The sequence below is a fragment of the Brevibacillus sp. AF8 genome (genome assembly GCF_021270385.1).
In the GTDB taxonomy this organism is placed as follows: Bacteria; Bacillota; Bacilli; order Brevibacillales; family Brevibacillaceae; genus Brevibacillus.
This window is the reverse complement of record NZ_JAGQDN010000002.1, coordinates 464,081-481,387: the sequence shown is the minus strand read 5'-3', so window position 1 is coordinate 481,387 and position 17,307 is coordinate 464,081. Positions and strand designations below refer to the sequence as shown.

Sequence of the window (17,307 nt, the reverse complement as noted above, 5' to 3'; positions counted from 1 at the left end):
CCTCTCCTCTGCATCCAATTTTGTTACACCTATTCCTGGAAGTAACTGCGATAAGATGGCAGCCCCCCTGCTTCCTCAGCTTGCTTAACCGCTTGGACGACGGCTTCTGCCAGCACATCTGCGGACAACGCGCCCACCAGGTCTACACTCACCTCTACTTCGCCTGTTGCTACAGCAAAGATCGTATCGCCATCGTACATGGTGTGAATCGGACGGATCGTACGGGCAAGCCCGTCATGAGCCATTTGCGCAACTTTGTTTGCTTCTGCTTTGGACAAGCGGGCATTGCTCGCGACTACGGCAATTGTCGTGTTCGTACCTGGAGGGATTGGGGCAAAAGCTTGCTGGCGCATCATCTCCACGCTATCCCGAATGGTACCCTGTTCATCTCTCGGTCCGGCTATGATCGTCCCTGACTGTGGATCTACGACATGACCGACTGCATTTACAGCAACGATTGCGCCTATGACGAGTCCTTTCGGTAGAATCACGGAAGCTGTGCCCACCCCGCTCTTCATCGCATTCTCAAATCCATTCAGCTTGCCTACTGACGCACCTGTACCAGCACCGACGTTTCCTTGTGCTACTGTCTCACGGCTTGCTGCCTGTGCTGCCTCATAGCCCATATGACGATCTGGACGAACCCGATAGTCGCCTACAGCCAGGTCGAACAAGACTGCTGCTGGAACGATAGGAACGACGCCATAGCCAACATCTAGCCCGATGCCTTGTTCCTCCAAATACTGCATGACACCTGAGGCAGCATCCAAGCCGTATGCACTACCACCCGAAAGGCAAATTGCATGGACGACACTCACCAGATTGAGCGGGTCCAAGAGATCCGTCTCACGAGTGCCCGGGGCTGAACCCCGGACATCCACGCCGCAGACAGACGGCTTTTCCAGCATAATCACACTGCATCCCGTTAATGTTTCTTCGTTTTGTGCATGCCCGACAAGAACGCCGGGTACGTCAACTATCGTTCCGGTCATTATAAGTCTCCTGAAATTTTTGATTTTTGCCTGCCCGCTGAGCCTAACTTCTTCCAGGCCGCCACGACTGCCAATGTCACAATGACAGAAACAATTGCTTCTGGCAAGCCGCTCGTGATTGCGACTGTTGTCGCTACACCAAGCGTCATGTAGCCTCGAATAACGGCCATGCCCAGTACCAGGATCGTGTTTGTCATCGCCCCGATAAAACCAGCGGCACCAATCGCCAAGTACTGATTGACGTTTTTCAAACCAACATAGGTCAAGTAAGCAGTCACGCCGATGAACAACCGTGGCAGGATGGCGACAAGAGGGTCTTTAAACAGCGGGACGGTGGCATTTAAGAAAGAAGAGACTCCAAATATAAGGCCAATGATCATACCAACGCCCCAGCCCTCCATTATGCCCCCGATAACTGCCGGGATGTGCATAATAGTGGCATTGCCTGCTGCTGTCGGAACCGGAATGTAGCCGAGACGAGTCACCCCGAGCAAAATCGCGATCGCCCCCAAAACGCCTGCAATGACAATCTTGCGAACGGTCAAGCCTTTTTCCATGCATACTCCTCCTTTTACGAGTTTTATGTGGAATGCCCTACTCGGGCGAGTTCCCGCTAGTCTTCCTTACCAAGGTATGGCGAGCATGGCGGCAGAAATGACTATGCTTGCGATCAGCGCGACGTAATCCTTGCCTACTGCCTTGTACTGGGTGTATCTGGTCCGTGCGGCACCTGGTGTGTAGCATCTGGCTTCCATTGCCAAAATCAAATCTTCAGCTCTGGAGAGCGCCACATTAAACAGCGGGATAATGATAGGAAACATATCTTTTGTTCTCTGGATAATCCGCCACCATTCTCCTGTACCGAAGTCTGCACCGCGAGACGCTTGTGCTTTCATCATTTTTTCCATTTCCATCGCGAAGGTAGGTACAAAGCGCACAGCAATCGTAATGATCAATGCAAACGCGTGAACGGGAAACTTCACTTTTTCCAAAGGCCCCAGCAGTCGCTCCATGCCGTGCGTGAGTTCCGTCGTAGAAGTGCTGAGCGTGAGGACACTCGATAAGAAGATCACTTCTACAAAGCGCATGGCAGACACAATGACGAGGCGTACACTCTCACTCGTGATCGTGATGAAGCCGTATTTCAAATAAACCGTTCCGCCATTGACAACCTCCCCGTAAAAAAGCAACTGCATGATCGCCAATATAATGATAAAGGGGATAGCGGGCTTGATCCCGGATATGCCGTAATGCAGAGGGATCTTCGAGATTTGAAACATCCAGATACAAATGGCTAAAGCAAACAGATTGCCCACATATGTATCGCAGATGGCAATCGCTAAGATGAGAATGACGAAAGCACCAAGCTTGAAACGAGGATCGAGACGATGAACGACCGAAGCAGTGGGCAAATATTGACCGATCGTAATATTTCGCGTCAATTCAAATTCTGCTGACATGTGGACCCCCTCCTTAGCGGTTCAACAGTTTCAAAATTTCCATCGCTGTCTCTTCGGGTAAAAAAGCGCTAGGATCGATGCTGTAGCCATGCTCACGGAGCCTGTATAAAATATCGACTGATTCCGGTGTGCCGATGTGATGCTGTCGCAGCAATTCCTGATTGCTAAAAATTTGTCGTGGTGTCCCTTCGCAGACTGATTGGCCGTTTGCCATAACGTAGACACGATCTGCAAGCTTGGCGACCTCTTCCATATTGTGTGAGACGAAAATAACCGTTAGCTTTTCTTCCCGATTGAGACTGCGGATGCGTTCCAATAGCTCAAGACGAGAGCGCGGGTCCAACCCGGCAGTTGGCTCATCAAGCACGAGAACCTTGGGTTGCAAGGAAAGGACACCAGCCAATGCCACCTTGCGCTTCTGCCCTCCACTTAGGGCAAATGTCGGACGATCTTTCATCTCCTGAAACGAGAGGCCGACCAAGTCCATCGCCCACTGAACACGTCGCCGCACTTCCTCTAAAGGCAGCCCCATCCGAAAAGGGCCATAGGCTACATCATCACCGACCAGTTTTTCGAACAGTTGATCCTCCGGATTTTGAAAAACGAGCCCTACTTGTCTGCGCAATGTACGAATATCGATTTTGGGTGAAGATACGTCCATTCCATTGATGATGACCGTACCGGACTGCGGGCGAATCAGACCGTTAAAATGCTGGATTAACGTCGATTTTCCCGATCCGGTATGACCGATAATGGCCAAGCATTCGCCCTCTGCCACCTGGATGCTTACCTGATCGAGAGCCCGATGTTCGAGAGGTGTTCCCTGCATATAGACATGAGAAAGATTTTCTACGTTTACGATCGGTTGCGTCATGAACCACTCGCCTCCGCTTGTCTGACGTATAGACGATTAACCTCCGCAACAACTTCCTCATTGTGGATGAGATCAGGGGTAAATTCGCTATATTCGGAGTGGACGAGATGAGCGATTCGGCTCGCGTCTGGAACATCCAGATGGAGTTCGCGAAGTCTTTCCTGATGGGAAAATACTTCTCGTGGAGTCCCCTCCAATACGATCTTGCCGCCCTCCATCACGATGACGCGATCTGCTTCTGCTACCTCTGACATGTGATGGGTCACTGTGACAATCGTCATTCCTTCGCGATGCAGCTTGCGAACGACTGCCAAAATATCCAGTCTACCGTAGCTGTCCAGCATACTCGTCGCTTCATCCATGACAAGGACTTGGGGCTTCATCGCCAATATACCCGCAATGGCGATCCGCTGCTTTTGTCCGCCAGACAAATGATGAGGCGGGCGATGGCGAAATGCACTCATTCCTACTGCCTCTAAGGCAAAATCCACTCGTGTTTTCATCTCTTCCGCCGATGTCCCGATGTTCTCCAATCCGAAAGCCACATCGTCCTCTACAATCGTCGCGACAATCTGATTGTCCGGATGCTGAAAAACCATCCCGACACGGCTCCTCACTTCATGGATGCGCTGTTTTTCACGCGTGTTGATGCCGTTAACGATGACGTCACCTTCCTTTGGAGTCAAAATTCCATTGAGATGCTTAGACAGCGTTGACTTACCGGACCCATTATGACCGATAATGGCGACATATTCTCCTGGAAACACTTCTAGGGAGACATTTTGCAGGACAGGAATTTGTTGATCTTGGTTAACCTGATAGGCAAACGAGACATTTTCTACACGAATAATCGGTTGTGGTGTCATGCTCTCCCCTCGCCTCTTCGTAAAAGTCGTTATGTTGTGATCCCCATAAATAAGCAACTACCATGCCAAACGAATATGTTTTTAATTTTCTGTTAATTATGCAATTAACGGTGCTTACTCTGTTGCAAACATGCATCGCTGATGTTGCACTTGCATCAATTTCTACGACCTTTCGTAGCGCTTCATTTTTCTCCACAGGGTGGATCGATCCATTCCCAAAATTTTCGCCGCCTCCCCCTTGTTTCCCTTTGTCTCAGCCAACACCTTTCGGATGACTTCTGCTTCTCCCTCTTCTTGGTCTCGGTAAGATTGTCGCTGATACAGCTTCTTGGCAAAAAAAGCTGTGTCCTTCTTGCCAAGCGCGTCGTCCTTGCAAAGCAAGACCATTCTTTCCACCACGTTGCGCAACTCTCGTACATTGCCTGGCCAGTCATATTGTTTGAAAACGTGAAAAACGGCCTCTTCTACTTTCAAATGCCTTTTATTTTCCCGTTCCTTGATTTCTTCCATAATCGACGCCACCAATAACGGAATATCTTCAATTCGCTCGCGCAAAGCAGGTAACTCAAGCGTCAACACGTTCAATCGGAAGTACAAGTCTGATCGAAACTGGTTTTCTTCTACCAGCCGTTCCAAATCCCGATTCGTTGCCGCGATGATTCTCACATCGACCGGGACGATGCGCTCCCCGCTGATCCTGCGCACTTTTTTCTCTTGCAAGATACGCAAGAGCAATGCTTGGATCGGGATTGACAACTCACCGATTTCATCGAGAAACAGAGTGCCTCCGTGGGCCAATTCAAACAGCCCGGGCTTTCCGCCTTTTCGTGCGCCTGTAAAAGCTCCTTCCTCGTATCCAAACAACTCGCTCTCCAATAAATTGCCAGGGAGAGCCGCACAGTTAACCGGGATGAACGGACCGGTTGCGCGCTGGCTGCTCAAATGAATCCCTTGGGCAAACAGCTCCTTGCCAGTCCCAGTCTCCCCCTGTATGAGAACTGTCGCATCTGTCCTTGCAAATGTTTCCGCCCATTCCTTCGCTTCCCGGATCGCAAAAGACTCTCCCACGATATCCTCCAGGCGGAATTTGGCTTCCAAGCCGCTCTCCATGCTCTGCTTGCGAATGCGCATCTCCATTTTTTGAATGTCGGTGATCTCTTTAAAAGTAGACACCGCACCCACGATTTCACCCTCCACGACAATCGGCAAACGGTTGATGATAATTTGTCGATTCAGAATCGTCGCAATGTCCCCAATCTCTTTTTTTCCTGTTGCCAAAATCCTCAACATATCTGAATTGGGGATATAACGGGTAATTTTTTGTCCAACGATATTGCTTGGCAGACCGAGTATTTCCATCGCGTTTTTATTGACCCCGATAATCATGGAATCCCGATCGACCGCGATAATCCCGTCGTGAGAAGCGTCCAGAATCGCCTGCATGTGGATGTCGTGAATCATTTGCCTGGCTCTCCTTCCTCGGCTTGCTCAAGCAGAACGGCTACTTCTGGTGCTGGCCTTCTTGCCCGACGCTTTTTTCGTTTCTTTTTCCGTAAAACGAAAATGGACAGGAGCATCAGCGCGAGAATGGCCAGCTCAATCGGTTGTGCCAGCTTGGCAGAAGTCCAGCCGCTCATGCCCAGCAAGTGAAAGATGACGGCTATGTAAAGGAAGATCGATGCTAGATTTTGAGCTTTCACCTGTTTCACCTCTGTTGTTTCTGGTTAGAGAAAGAATGCGGCAATCACTTTATCGTTGATCCCACTCTTGGAGTAATAATGAACGGGCTTTCCTTGTTCTTTCGCATACGCAATTTCTTGTCTTGTACTGTTCCCGATATAGCCCTCTACATCGATGACAAATATCTCGTCGGACAAGTCGATTTTTCGAAAGTGAATGTCTGTGAGTAAAACTGCTTGCTCCTGTGATATTGCAAAGCCCTCACTCTGCTCGAAAAAGGCAACACTCATTACGATGTTTCCTTGGAGAGTCAAATACGTATTCGCCTGCTCAAATTCCTTTTTGAATTTGGTAGACCCACATAGGGTGATGATTTTCATTTTATGTCCCTCTCCATATGGTCTGTTTTTTTCGTAATAATCTGACTAGCCTACTACGAAAAACTCCCATGGAGCCGTGAACATAGCTCCACAGGAGAGTTGGTTCTTGTTGTCTTTCGATTAGATGGGGAGCAGTTCCACCGTTTCTTTGCTCTCCAAGTCTTTCACCATATCGAGCCATGCCTGTGGCTTTTGTGGAAGCACAGCGTAATAACGCTTCAAGAACGTGACGATCAGTTCGGCTTCGAGCGTCGTTTGCTCTTCGTTTGTCGGCATGAAACCCAGATCGAGTCCGGATACCGCTTCGCCGTCATTTTGCCAGGATGGATGTACGTAGGTAAAGTTCGTACGTTTGTAGCCCAGATGAGAGAGCACTTCACGGCGTACAAATGGGTCCATGGGCTTAATTCCGCCAAAGCTGTGTTCTTCCACACGGTACGGGTCGTAGATTTCGGCAAACATCCCGTACAACTCCTTGCCGTTTTCAGCAGCCAGCGCGAGCAGGTCCTTTTGACGCTCTCTAGCGAGGAATCGTCCTACTCCGAGTCCTTCGCGACCAATGATCGTAAAATCTGTCATGGCTACGTTCATGTCCGTGTAATAACGGTATTCGGTAGCGCCCACAACTTCTCCTTCGTGTACAGCTACAAATACACGAATGCCCGGATCTTCCAGTGGTTCTTTCCACAGATCGTACGCCAATACTTCCTCAGGCGGAAAAACCTCTTGCATCAAACGGTGCATCTTCGCAAACAGCGGATTGTCAATATGTTGAATACGTACGAATTCCATCAGTCGAATCCCCTCTCGATCGATTATGTCGGATAAACGCCCTACAGATGCTGCTGAAATGGATTTTTCCATTCCATGAGTGTCGCGTAGTTGCGAGATTCCTCATCTTCCAAATAATTCGCTACGACCTGAACAGGCGTGCGACCACAGCGCATGAGAAATGTAATCACCGGGTCTCTTACTTCCCCTGTCAGAACACGCTCTAAATACTGCTCAGGCGACCATTGGTCTGCATAACGACCATATCCTGGCATGCGACCTCCGCCGAGCAATCTGCGCAGTTTCTTTTGTACCACCAGCTCATACATCGCTTGCATCATCTGTTGGCCCAATCCCAGCTTGCGGAAGCTCGGGCGAATGCAAATATCTACGATGTACAGCGTGTCCCCTTGCGGATCATGATTACGGATATAACCGCTATCCGTGACATCCTCCCACTTATGCTCGGGTTGAGCGGGATCAAACTTCACGAGCAACCCTGTCATCGAACCTGCCAAAACGCCATCCACTTCTACACAAATGGCACCTTCCGGGAACAGCGTAATATGGTTCGTCAGCTGCTCCTGATTCCACCATAGCTCAGACGGGAATGGCGGAGGAAAGCTCTCCGCCTGTATTTGGATCAATTCGAAGAAGTCTGCCCGATTGTAGTTGCGTATGACGGCTCTGCGTGGCTTGTTCCCTTCAAATACATACAGCTCTTTTCTGTACATATTCATCCTCCTGCTGTCCTGATCACGATGGGTTGCTTACTTCCAGTCTGTATACAAATCAGTGCGGCGGTCGCGCCAGGTTGTGACAGAACCTTTTTCCCGCACGTCGTATAGCAATTGAATATCCAGGTCAGCGGTTACCATCATGTCGTGGTTGATTTCCCCTTCAGCAAGAATGCCTCGCGGAGGGAACGGCACATCGTTTGGTGTCAAGATCGCCGCTTGTCCAAAGTTCGCTCGCATGAAATCAACTGTCGGCAGCGAGCCTACTGTTCCAGTCAGCACCACATACACTTGATTTTCAATCGTCCGGGCATGACTGCTATAACGTACGCGGTGGAACGCATGGCGATCATCCGTGCAAGACGGGCAGAAAATGACGTCTGCACCCCGTGCTTTGGCGATGCGCACCCACTCAGGGAACTCGATGTCGTAGCAAATAATCATCGCGACCTTCCCTTTGTCGGTCTCAAAGATTTGCAGCGAGTCGCCAGCCCCCATGTTCCAGCCTTTTACTTCCCATGGCGTGATATGGATTTTTTTCTGCTGGCCTACACGTCCATCCGGGTAGAACAGAAAAGCCGTATTGTAAAGCTTGCCGTTTTCTTCGATGATGTGCGTTCCACCAATCAGATGCATCTCATATTTGGCAGCGAGGGAACGAAATAGCTCGACATAACGGTCCGTGAACGATGGCAATGCCGTAATCGGCAGCGCATGGCCCTGTTCGTCTCCGATTGACATGAGTTGAGTCGTAAACAGCTCCGGGAAAAGGAGAAATTCTGTGTCGTACTCTTGCGCGTTTTTCACGTAGTGCTCAACTTGATTGGCGAAGTCTTCAAAGCTATGTATGGTATGCAGATGGTACTGCACAGCGGAAACACGCATTTTCATGTCATTCTTCCTTCCTCAGACGTGATAAGAACCTCTAAGAATAAAATATATCAAAAACAGTCTGTAAAGTCTCGTCATAGACTGTATGAAAAAAGTCGCCTATCCGCTTAGACGGGCGACTCTCTCTTTTAATGGTTGGTGCTCATCCGCAATACGGTTTTGTAGAGCAGCTCTGTTCCCAGCGCCACGTCTTCATAGGCTGCGTATTCTTTTGGATTATGACTGATTCCGTCCTTGCAGCGGACAAAAATCATCCCGTAATCACAGACGTAGGAGAGCGCCAATGCGTCATGGAAAGGTCCACTCATTAGCTCGCGCACAGAGGCACCGAGCTTGCTGCTCTCCTCATGCATGATTGCCTTTATCCAGTCGGCACAGTAACGCGGGTCACTATTCGTATCTTCCGTAATGGTATATTGCAATCCGCCTTCTACGGCGGCTAGCTCAATCGCCTCGCGCAACGCTTGTTCGCGCTCATCGCGTCGCTGCAAATCAATGTCGCGCAAATCAATCGAAAAACGCACCCGCTCGGGAATGATGTTGCGCGAATCCGGGAAGACCTCCAAATGACCGACTGTACCAACTGTCGGCGCTTGTGGATCGAGCTTTGCCAACTCGTTTACTGCCAAAATTACTTTGGCCGCTCCGACCAGTGCATCCTTTCTCATCGGCATCGGTACGGAACCAGCATGCCCGGCAAAGCCAGTCAGCTCGACCGTCCACCACAAAGGCCCCGATATCGCCGACACGATTCCAATCGCTTCTTTGGCATCATCGAGAATCGGCCCCTGCTCAATATGCAGCTCGAGATAAGCACCAATGCTGCCTTTTGGATAAATAGACGCTTCCAGGCGATCAAGATCGCAGCCAAAATCAACCAGTGCCTGCCTGCGTGTAATCCCGTTTTTGTCCGTCCGCTCCAAGTCTGTCGTGTCCAGCATGCCGAGAATGCCTTTGGAGCCAAACAGTCCTTTTTGAAACCGGCACCCTTCCTCGTCACAAAACGCAACGACTTCAATAGGTTGTGTGGGTATGATTCCTTGTTCATTCAACGTCTGGACGACCTCCAATCCCCCCAATACGCCGATCACACCATCGTACTGCCCACCATATGGCTGCGAATCGATATGAGAGCCAATCATCAGAATCGGGGCTTGCTCATCCTTCCCCATCATCCGGCCAATCAAATTGCCAAAGTCATCGATCCGGGTCTGAAGACCGGCTTCTTCCATCCAGCTACGCACCAGCTCTACGCCTGCCCGGTCTTCAGCGGACAAAGCGAGTCGACATACACCCGTCTCACCTATTTTCCCGATTTGCGCCAATTGCTCGATTCGTTTTTGCAGGCGTTCTTCATTGATCGCAAGCTTTCTCGCTTTTACGTTCATGCTTGTAGAACCTCCTCATCTTGGCGATGATAGACGAACTCTCCATCTATCATCGTTTTGTCTACGCGCAGCTCTTTGATGCGATCTGCCCGCGTTGCCAAAATATCGCCGTCCAGCACCACGAGATCAGCCAGCTTCCCGACTTCAATACTCCCTTTGATCCCCTCCTCAAAGCTGGCGTACGCTCCGTTCCAAGTAAACATGCGAATCGCCTCCATGATGCTGACCCTTTGATTGATCCCCACATCCTGACCTGTTTTACTCAACCGATTAACAGCAGCATGAATCCCGATCAGCGGGTTGAAATCAGTCACGGGACTATCCGATGCGCCTGCCGCAATGATCCCCGCGTCTACCTGATCCCTCGCCGGAAACATATGTCCGACACGCTCTCCGATATTTTTCACATACGAATCGCCGTAATCATAGATAAAAGCAGGATTCGGAATGGGTACGACACCTAGCCGAGCCATTCTCGCCAACAGATCAGGCGCAGATACACCCGCATGCTCAATCCGATGTCGGTGGTTCTCGCGCGGATGGGCTTCTAATGCCGTTTCAAAGCTTGTCAGCAGCATGTCAATCGCTCGATCTCCCTGGGCATGAGCGGTAATTTGAAAACCTTTTGCATGTGCCTCTCCCAAAATGGTATTCAACTCGTCCTGTTCATAGTAGAGAATTCCGTAATCATCTGGTCGGCTGGTGAACGGTTCACGCATGGCCATCGTGGGCGCAATGCTTGCCCCATCGGTAAAAACCTTCGCAGGTCCGATACGGAAGCGAGCATTCCCCGTACCCGTTACCATTCCCGCATCGATCATCCTGCGGACAAAATCATCCGATTGATTCAGCGCACAAACCATTGCGTAGATGCGAACTTTTACGTCACCTTTCTGTACCGCTTTTTGCATTGCCCGATAGTTCTCTGTACCGTATCCTCCCGCATCATGGACACTCGTAATGCCCGCAGCAACAAAGTCTTTCGAAGCCAATCGCAGACCTTCGATATACTCGGCTTCTGTAAAAGCAGCTTTTTCAAACATGTTCATATGTGCCGTTTCGATGAGGAATCCGGTTAGCTCACCATCTGCATCACGCTCAATGCGTCCACCTTGTGGATCGGCTGTGTCTCTGTCGTAACCTGCAATGGCAAGCGCTCTGCTGTTTACGACAGAGTGATGAGCGCACGTCCTCATGACAAAAACGGGATATGCTGTCGTCACTTCATCCAGCTCGGCGAGTGTCGGATAGCGTTGCTCTTGCATGAGATTTTCATCGAAACCACATGCCCTCACCCATTCCCCTCTGGGTGTTTTTTCCGCTTGTTCTTTCAGTGCAGTGAGCAGATCATCAATTGACCTGATCCCTCTCGCTTTGCAATCAACCCCCAGCTTGTTCGTACCGTATATCGTAATATGCAGGTGGGCATCGATGAAGCCGGGCAATAGACTTTTCCCTTGCAAATCAATGACGTTTGTATGTGATTGAATCAACTGCTTCACATCTTCATTAGACCCGACAGCAAGAATGCGATTCCCTCTGACTGCCACCGCCGCCGCCACCCGATTCTCTTGATCTACCGTGATCACCTGTCCGTTGATAAAAACAGTATCTGCCATATAACTGCCTCCTTTAAAGGATTAGTATTAAAGAGTTGGTGTCCCTTCTGTCTTTGCGGCATGACGATTCAGTGCAAAAAGATTCCTCGTCACTAACGTCACACTAAACATCACGACAAGATTGACTAGCAATGCCACGACACCAATGTTCAAGTCTTTGACAACGGCTGGCCAATTCGGAAACAGGGTCGCAATCGTCACTTGGAAAATAGTCACATACGCAACGGTTGACACCCCACATAAAATTCCGGCAAACGCTCCGTATTTATTCACCCACGGCTTGGCAGGAAGACTAAAAAGCAAGGCTGGAAACAACTGTGTGACCAAACTGTAGCCCATTAATAGCAACGTAACGAGCGTATCTCCCCCACTCAGTGCAAAATACAGCGAGATCAACGAGATGACAGGCACCAACCATTTGGCAATCCGGGCGATTTGTACGTCAGATGTGTGCGGAGCCATAACTTTGTACACATTTTTCGCCAAAAGCGTCGCCCCTGTCATCAATAGCATCGAGCCTGGTACGAGTGCCGTTAGCAAGCCTGCTGCTCCAATGATCCCGACTACCCACGGATCGAATGTTTGCAACGACAGACGAAGCAAGGACAAATCACCGTCCGCCCCTTTTAAACCGGGGACTTGCAGGATCGCCGTAAAGCCGACAAAAAACACAAACAAAAGCATCAAGGTATAGAGCGGCAGCATAATCGTATTTTTGCGGAACACATTCGCATTTTTCGCAGAAAACACAGAGCCGAACGTATGCGGCCACATGTAAAAGCCGAACACCGTTACCAGCACCGTCGAAATGTACCAGGAAATGCTTAAACCCTCCTCAGGGAACGTCAAGAAACCAGGATTGGAGTCTTGTACGGCTTCAAACATTGGCTGGATGCCCCCGTAATAATGAAACGGAAGATAAAGCCCGAGGAAAACGACGACAAAGAAAATCATGATGTCCTTGATCGCCGCCGTCCAAGCCGAACCGTGAATTCCTGAGATCATGACGTAAATGGTCACAACAATGACCCCGATCCATATCGCAGCAGCAGGCGAAATCGAGCCATAGGATGCTTCCGATACGATGATCCCCAGCCCTTTGAATTGGAGGACGAGATACGGAATAATCGCAATGACTCCGACTGCTGCGACCAAAATGCCGAGTATCGGACTCTTGTACTTGCTTACAAAAAAATCGGATTGGGAGACGAGCTTGTGCTCTTTTGCATACTGCCAAATCGGCGGCAAGAGCCAGTAGGAAATGACATAGGCGAGGGAAATATAAGAGAGAACGTAGTAAGAAGGTGCCCCTTTGGAGTACGCCCAACCACTGCCCCCCAAGAAGGTGAATGTCGTATAAATTTCGCCTGCTACCAGCAAGAAAATAAAGATCGAACCGAATCCTCTGCCGCCAACGGTCCATTGTTCCATATTCATGTCTTTCCCTTGTTGCGCACGAATACCGGAATAGAAGGACAGCAATAAAAAGGCAAAAATAATGATCAAGGCGATATTCATTGGCCGTCCTCCTTCGTAGCAGGATCGATTTTGTTGAGGAATGCCATGATAACGGAAGTTAAGACTACCCAGAGAACAATCCAAAACAGGACAAACGGCATGCCTAATACGTAAGGCTCAACCCGATTCACAAACGGAATTCCTCCCAGCATCCCAATGAATGGCAGTACCCCTAGCCAATCTCTCGCTTTCATACGACTCCCCCCAGTTTGCTCGATTTGTCCCATTGCCTGTACACATCCTGGACATGTACATTAGTATTATCTAAAAATTCAAATAGTTCCTTTGTTCACATGGCCAGAAAACGGAACGGGGTTTTGTGCGAGTAGCCAAAAGATGAAGAAGGCATGGTGAGCGTAATGATTACTGTCCGTGAGCTCATACAAGTTGGTGGCTTTGATGAATCGTCAGTGCTTGCAGGCGCGGACTCTTTAGAAAATGAGCTGTTGAATGTTACTTCCTTTGATTCTCCCGATGGCCATAGGTGGTTGCGATCTGGTGAATTCGTTCTGACGACAGGCTTCCCATTCCTCTCTCAGCAAAAAACATGTACAAAACGACTGATAACACTCATCGATGAGCTAGTCGCCATCGGCACACCTGGGCTTGCCATCAAATTAGGTCGATACATCGAGAATCTTCCTGAAGCCGTTCTCTCCCACGCTACGAAAAAAGCATTTCCCATCCTGTCCTTTCCGATGGAAAAAGCTTGGTCAGATGTTATCGTGCCAGTCGTTCAGTACATCAATGACAAACAGCGCATCGAGCTGGACAGAACCCACGCCATTTATGAACGGTTCCATCACTTTTTGACGGGAGGAGCTCCGATTTCTGCATTGACAGATTTACTGTCCGATATCCTTGCTGCTCCTGTCTCCATCCACGTCCCCCAGCATAAATGGAAATGGGATTCCTCGTTTGGTTCGATCCCACGCGATGATTCATTGGACAAGCGGTACGGTCAACGCGCCCCGATCCGACTAACACAAGAGCCGCTTAGCAAACAAAAAGAGGGAATCCATGTCCGGTGGCTTCTCCACGACCAAATCGTGCAGGGAACCATCATCATTGGACAGCGGGAGCGTGATCTATACGCGTGGGAAAAAGTCGCCATCGAGCAAAGTGCTGCCCTCTTGTCCCTTGAAATGCAGCGACAACGAGCCATCCAGGAAACATTCCAACGTTTTCGCAATGATTTTTTGCAACAACTCGTCAGTGGGCAGATCGTCTCACACGAAATGCTCATGCGAAAGGCGGATGAAGTCGGCTGGGAGTTGTCCGATCACTATGTCGCGATGCTCCTAAGCACCTCCCCTCATGACAAGACCGGCATGGTACTTTGGCAAGAAAATCATCATCTTCTGAACGCGTTTCACAGCTTTTTTTCTACCAATGGAGCGATTCTGTATGGATTGGATCAGGAAAATCGTGTCCTCTTGCTCGTGCCGAAATCTAACCATGCACCCACTGAATCGCTCTCGCAATGGCTGCAAGAACAGTGCTTACAGACGTTCACCAAGCAATTGGATCAGCCCGTCTTTGCAGGAATTGGGCGATATCATCCTGAACGGGAAGGCATCGTTCGCAGTTATCGGGAAGCAGTAGTCAGCTTGCAAACCGCATTACATTCGGCAAGCCCAGCCAACGTCGCTTCTTTTCGCGTCAAAAGCTACCACGACTTGGGACTTGAGCGAATCATGTACGCAGTCGATCCTGCGACAGAAGCCCAAGCCTTTGCAAAAGAATGTCTGGGTAAAATCCAAAGCTATGATCGAGAAAAAAACGGACAGCTCTTACAAACCTTGCAAGTGTTTTTGCAAGCCGATGGTAATTACGCCGAAGCCGCGCGTCGTTTGTATGTCCATAAAAATACAATCAAATACCGCATTCAGCTCATCCGCGAGTGGACCGGATTGAATGCGGAAAACGGGCACGATCAAATGCTGCTTCGCATCGCCATAACTGCACATGTCATTGGGCATCGTCATTAAACTTGGTATAATGAATGGGAAAGTCAGGTAGGAGGAACAGCAGATGAACGAGTGGTTGAATAAACCCGTGAAGACGATACAAAGACCAAAGAAACGCGGCACGGTAGAATATATCGATGACCAGTATATCGTGGTGTTCTTTACTTCCCCACGAAAAGAGCGTGTTATTTTCTCGAGCAAGGAAGCGTTTCTTAACAAAATCGAGTTCGTGGAAGACCCCGTCACATGAGAAAAAGCCCATGACTTCTGCACGATTTGTGCGAAGCCAAGGGCTTTTTATATGTCGTAGGCAGCTTACGCGTAATGCTCGTCACGCAGGCGCTTGATTTCATCGCTCTCCAGGTATTCGTCATACGTCATCATCTTATCAATGACACCCTTCGGCGTGAACTCAATGATCCGGTTCGCAATCGTTTGGACGAACTGGTGGTCATGAGATACGAACAGGAGTGTACCGTCGAACTCAATCAAGCCGTTGTTCAATGCAGTAATGGATTCCAAATCCAAGTGGTTCGTCGGTTCGTCCATGATCAATACATTGGCGCTCGCCAGCATCATCTTGGACAGCATGCAACGAACCTTTTCTCCCCCAGACAGTACGTTTGCCTTTTTCAGCGCTTCATCTCCAGAGAACAGCATGCGACCAAGGAATCCACGAATGAATGTCTCGTCTTGATCTTTGGAGTATTGGCGCAGCCAGTCAACCAGACTCAAGTCAGAGTTAAAGTACTCCGCATTGTCTTTTGGGAAGTACGCTTGGGAAGTCGTAACGCCCCATTCGAAAGAACCGCTATCAGGCTGAACTTCGCCCATCAAAATTTGGAAGAAGGTTGTTTTCGCCAGCTCATTTGGTCCGACAAACGCAACTTTGTCCCCTTTGTTGATGGTGAGGTGAAGGTTTTCAAACAGTTTTTCGCCTTCAATCGTCTTGCTCAAGCCTTCAATCGCTACGAGGTTTTTACCCGCTTCACGCTCTGGCTTGAAGTTGATGAACGGATACTTACGGCTGGAAGGACGAATGTCTTCCAACGTAATTTTCTCCAACAGCTTTTTACGCGAGGTCGCCTGCTTTGACTTGGAAGCATTCGCAGAGAAACGCGCAATAAACTCTTGCAGTTCCTTCATTTTTTCTTCTTTCTTCTTATTCTGATCACGAACCATTTTCAGCGCCAATTGGCTGGATTCGTACCAGAAGTCGTAGTTACCTACGTACATTTGGATTTTGCCAAAGTCAATATCCGCAATGTGCGTACATACCTTGTTCAGGAAGTGACGGTCATGGGATACAACGATGACGGTGTTCTCATAATCCGCCAGGAAGTTTTCCAACCAACGAATTGACTCGATGTCCAAGTGGTTCGTCGGCTCATCCAAGAGCAGGATGTGTGGATTACCGAACAGCGCTTGCGCCAACAGAACGCGTACCTTCTCCGTACCAGAGAGGTCCTTCATCTGCTTGTCGTGCAGGTCTGTCGGGATACCGAGGCCGATCAGCAAGCTAGCTGCATCTGCTTCGGCCATCCAGCCGTTCAGCTCTTCGAATTCTCCCTCAAGCTGGGACGCGCGATTGCCGTCTTCCTCGGAGAAATCTTCTTTCATGTAAAGAGCGGTCTTCTCTTCCATGATCTCGAACAGGCGCTTGTGGCCCATAATAACCGTTTTTAACACTTCGTACTCGTCGAATTCAAAGTGGTTCTGCTTTAATACAGCGATACGCTCGCCCGGTGTCACCGAAACGTGACCGCTCGTCGGCTCGATCTCTCCGGAGAGGATCTTCACGAAGGTAGACTTCCCTGCACCGTTCGCACCGATGAGGCCGTAACAGTTACCTGGGGTAAACTTAATGGATACATCTTCAAACAGTGCGCGCTTGCCGTAGCGCAGCGTCACGTTCTGAGTGCTTATCATCGTCGCAATACCTGCCTTTTTTGAATCGTTCAAACACTTATCTTACCAGAGATGACCTCATTTTGCAAAAGATAAACGATTTGGCGCACAGCAAAAAATACTTGATTCATGAAATGGACTTTGGCAGGGAAAACTACCATGGCAATCCAGTGGGAAGGAGGCTTACGATATGTCCAAGCAAAATGGTGTAAAAAATGAGATGGGAAAGAAAGAAAACCCTTCGCAAACACGG

At 49.4% G+C, this 17,307-nt stretch carries 18 protein-coding genes; 2 read left to right on the top strand and 16 right to left on the bottom strand.

The features are described 5' to 3' along the window. Window positions 1-29: 29 nt before the first annotated feature. From KB186_RS05525 to KB186_RS05455, 15 genes are all read right to left on the bottom strand, one after another. Window positions 30-992, bottom strand: a complete 963-nt coding sequence (locus tag KB186_RS05525) for a P1 family peptidase (protein WP_221867066.1) — start codon at window positions 990-992, stop codon at window positions 30-32. Beyond that, window positions 992-1,549 (bottom strand): ECF transporter S component, encoded by a 558-nt coding sequence (locus tag KB186_RS05520; RefSeq protein WP_056493023.1) that lies wholly within the window; start codon window positions 1,547-1,549, stop codon window positions 992-994. The genes KB186_RS05525 and KB186_RS05520 overlap by 1 nt, the downstream gene beginning before the upstream one ends. 66 nt (window positions 1,550-1,615) lie before the next feature. After that, on the bottom strand, window positions 1,616-2,452 hold the full coding sequence (locus tag KB186_RS05515) for an energy-coupling factor transporter transmembrane component T family protein (RefSeq protein ID WP_173609422.1): 837 nt from the start codon (window positions 2,450-2,452) through the stop codon (window positions 1,616-1,618). 13 nt (window positions 2,453-2,465) lie between these two features. Next, entirely contained in the window at window positions 2,466-3,326 is an 861-nt protein-coding gene (locus tag KB186_RS05510; RefSeq protein WP_173609423.1) for an energy-coupling factor transporter ATPase, read from the bottom strand. Beyond that, on the bottom strand, window positions 3,323-4,192 hold the full coding sequence (locus KB186_RS05505; protein ID WP_232773208.1) for an energy-coupling factor transporter ATPase: 870 nt from the start codon (window positions 4,190-4,192) through the stop codon (window positions 3,323-3,325). Before KB186_RS05505 ends, KB186_RS05510 begins: the two co-directional genes overlap by 4 nt. Before the next feature lie 162 nt (window positions 4,193-4,354). Further along, window positions 4,355-5,653: a sigma-54 interaction domain-containing protein gene (locus KB186_RS05500; RefSeq protein WP_232773207.1), complete on the bottom strand. Its 1,299-nt coding sequence runs from the start codon at window positions 5,651-5,653 to the stop codon at window positions 4,355-4,357. Next, window positions 5,650-5,892, bottom strand: a complete 243-nt coding sequence (locus KB186_RS05495; RefSeq protein WP_173609426.1) for a hypothetical protein — start codon at window positions 5,890-5,892, stop codon at window positions 5,650-5,652. The genes KB186_RS05500 and KB186_RS05495 overlap by 4 nt, the downstream gene beginning before the upstream one ends. Window positions 5,893-5,916: 24 nt before the next feature. Next, a complete protein-coding gene (locus KB186_RS05490) occupies window positions 5,917-6,252 on the bottom strand; it encodes a DUF4406 domain-containing protein (protein ID WP_173609427.1) in 336 nt (111 codons plus the stop codon). Window positions 6,253-6,372: 120 nt separating this feature from the next. Then, entirely contained in the window at window positions 6,373-7,044 is a 672-nt protein-coding gene (locus KB186_RS05485; RefSeq protein WP_173609428.1) for a GNAT family N-acetyltransferase, read from the bottom strand. A 41-nt stretch (window positions 7,045-7,085) separates the two neighbouring features. Further along, on the bottom strand, window positions 7,086-7,757 hold the full coding sequence (locus KB186_RS05480; protein WP_221867067.1) for a GNAT family N-acetyltransferase: 672 nt from the start codon (window positions 7,755-7,757) through the stop codon (window positions 7,086-7,088). Between the two features lie 36 nt (window positions 7,758-7,793). Then, window positions 7,794-8,651: a carbon-nitrogen hydrolase family protein gene (locus KB186_RS05475; protein WP_221867068.1), complete on the bottom strand. Its 858-nt coding sequence runs from the start codon at window positions 8,649-8,651 to the stop codon at window positions 7,794-7,796. 128 nt (window positions 8,652-8,779) lie between these two features. Next, window positions 8,780-10,039, bottom strand: a complete 1,260-nt coding sequence (locus tag KB186_RS05470; RefSeq protein WP_221867069.1) for a M20 family metallo-hydrolase — start codon at window positions 10,037-10,039, stop codon at window positions 8,780-8,782. Beyond that, on the bottom strand, window positions 10,036-11,658 hold the full coding sequence (locus KB186_RS05465; RefSeq protein WP_232773206.1) for an amidohydrolase: 1,623 nt from the start codon (window positions 11,656-11,658) through the stop codon (window positions 10,036-10,038). Before KB186_RS05465 ends, KB186_RS05470 begins: the two co-directional genes overlap by 4 nt. A gap of 27 nt (window positions 11,659-11,685) precedes the next feature. Next, the gene (locus KB186_RS05460) at window positions 11,686-13,176 is read right to left on the bottom strand and encodes a sodium:solute symporter family protein (protein WP_173609433.1); all 1,491 of its coding nucleotides are present in this window, start codon (window positions 13,174-13,176) and stop codon (window positions 11,686-11,688) included. Then, window positions 13,173-13,370 (bottom strand): DUF3311 domain-containing protein, encoded by a 198-nt coding sequence (locus tag KB186_RS05455; protein WP_026043050.1) that lies wholly within the window; start codon window positions 13,368-13,370, stop codon window positions 13,173-13,175. Before KB186_RS05455 ends, KB186_RS05460 begins: the two co-directional genes overlap by 4 nt. Window positions 13,371-13,523: 153 nt before the next feature. Between KB186_RS05455 and KB186_RS05450 the strand changes: the two genes are divergently transcribed. Both KB186_RS05450 and KB186_RS05445 read left to right on the top strand, forming a co-directional pair. Continuing rightward, window positions 13,524-15,167, top strand: a complete 1,644-nt coding sequence (locus KB186_RS05450; RefSeq protein WP_221867071.1) for a PucR family transcriptional regulator — start codon at window positions 13,524-13,526, stop codon at window positions 15,165-15,167. A gap of 43 nt (window positions 15,168-15,210) precedes the next feature. Next, the gene (locus KB186_RS05445; protein ID WP_048032716.1) at window positions 15,211-15,396 is read left to right on the top strand and encodes a hypothetical protein; all 186 of its coding nucleotides are present in this window, start codon (window positions 15,211-15,213) and stop codon (window positions 15,394-15,396) included. A 65-nt stretch (window positions 15,397-15,461) separates the two neighbouring features. Here the strand turns inward: KB186_RS05445 and KB186_RS05440 are convergent, their stop codons facing one another. Continuing rightward, on the bottom strand, window positions 15,462-17,075 hold the full coding sequence (locus tag KB186_RS05440; RefSeq protein ID WP_047069488.1) for an ABC-F family ATP-binding cassette domain-containing protein: 1,614 nt from the start codon (window positions 17,073-17,075) through the stop codon (window positions 15,462-15,464). Window positions 17,076-17,307 lie beyond the last annotated feature (232 nt).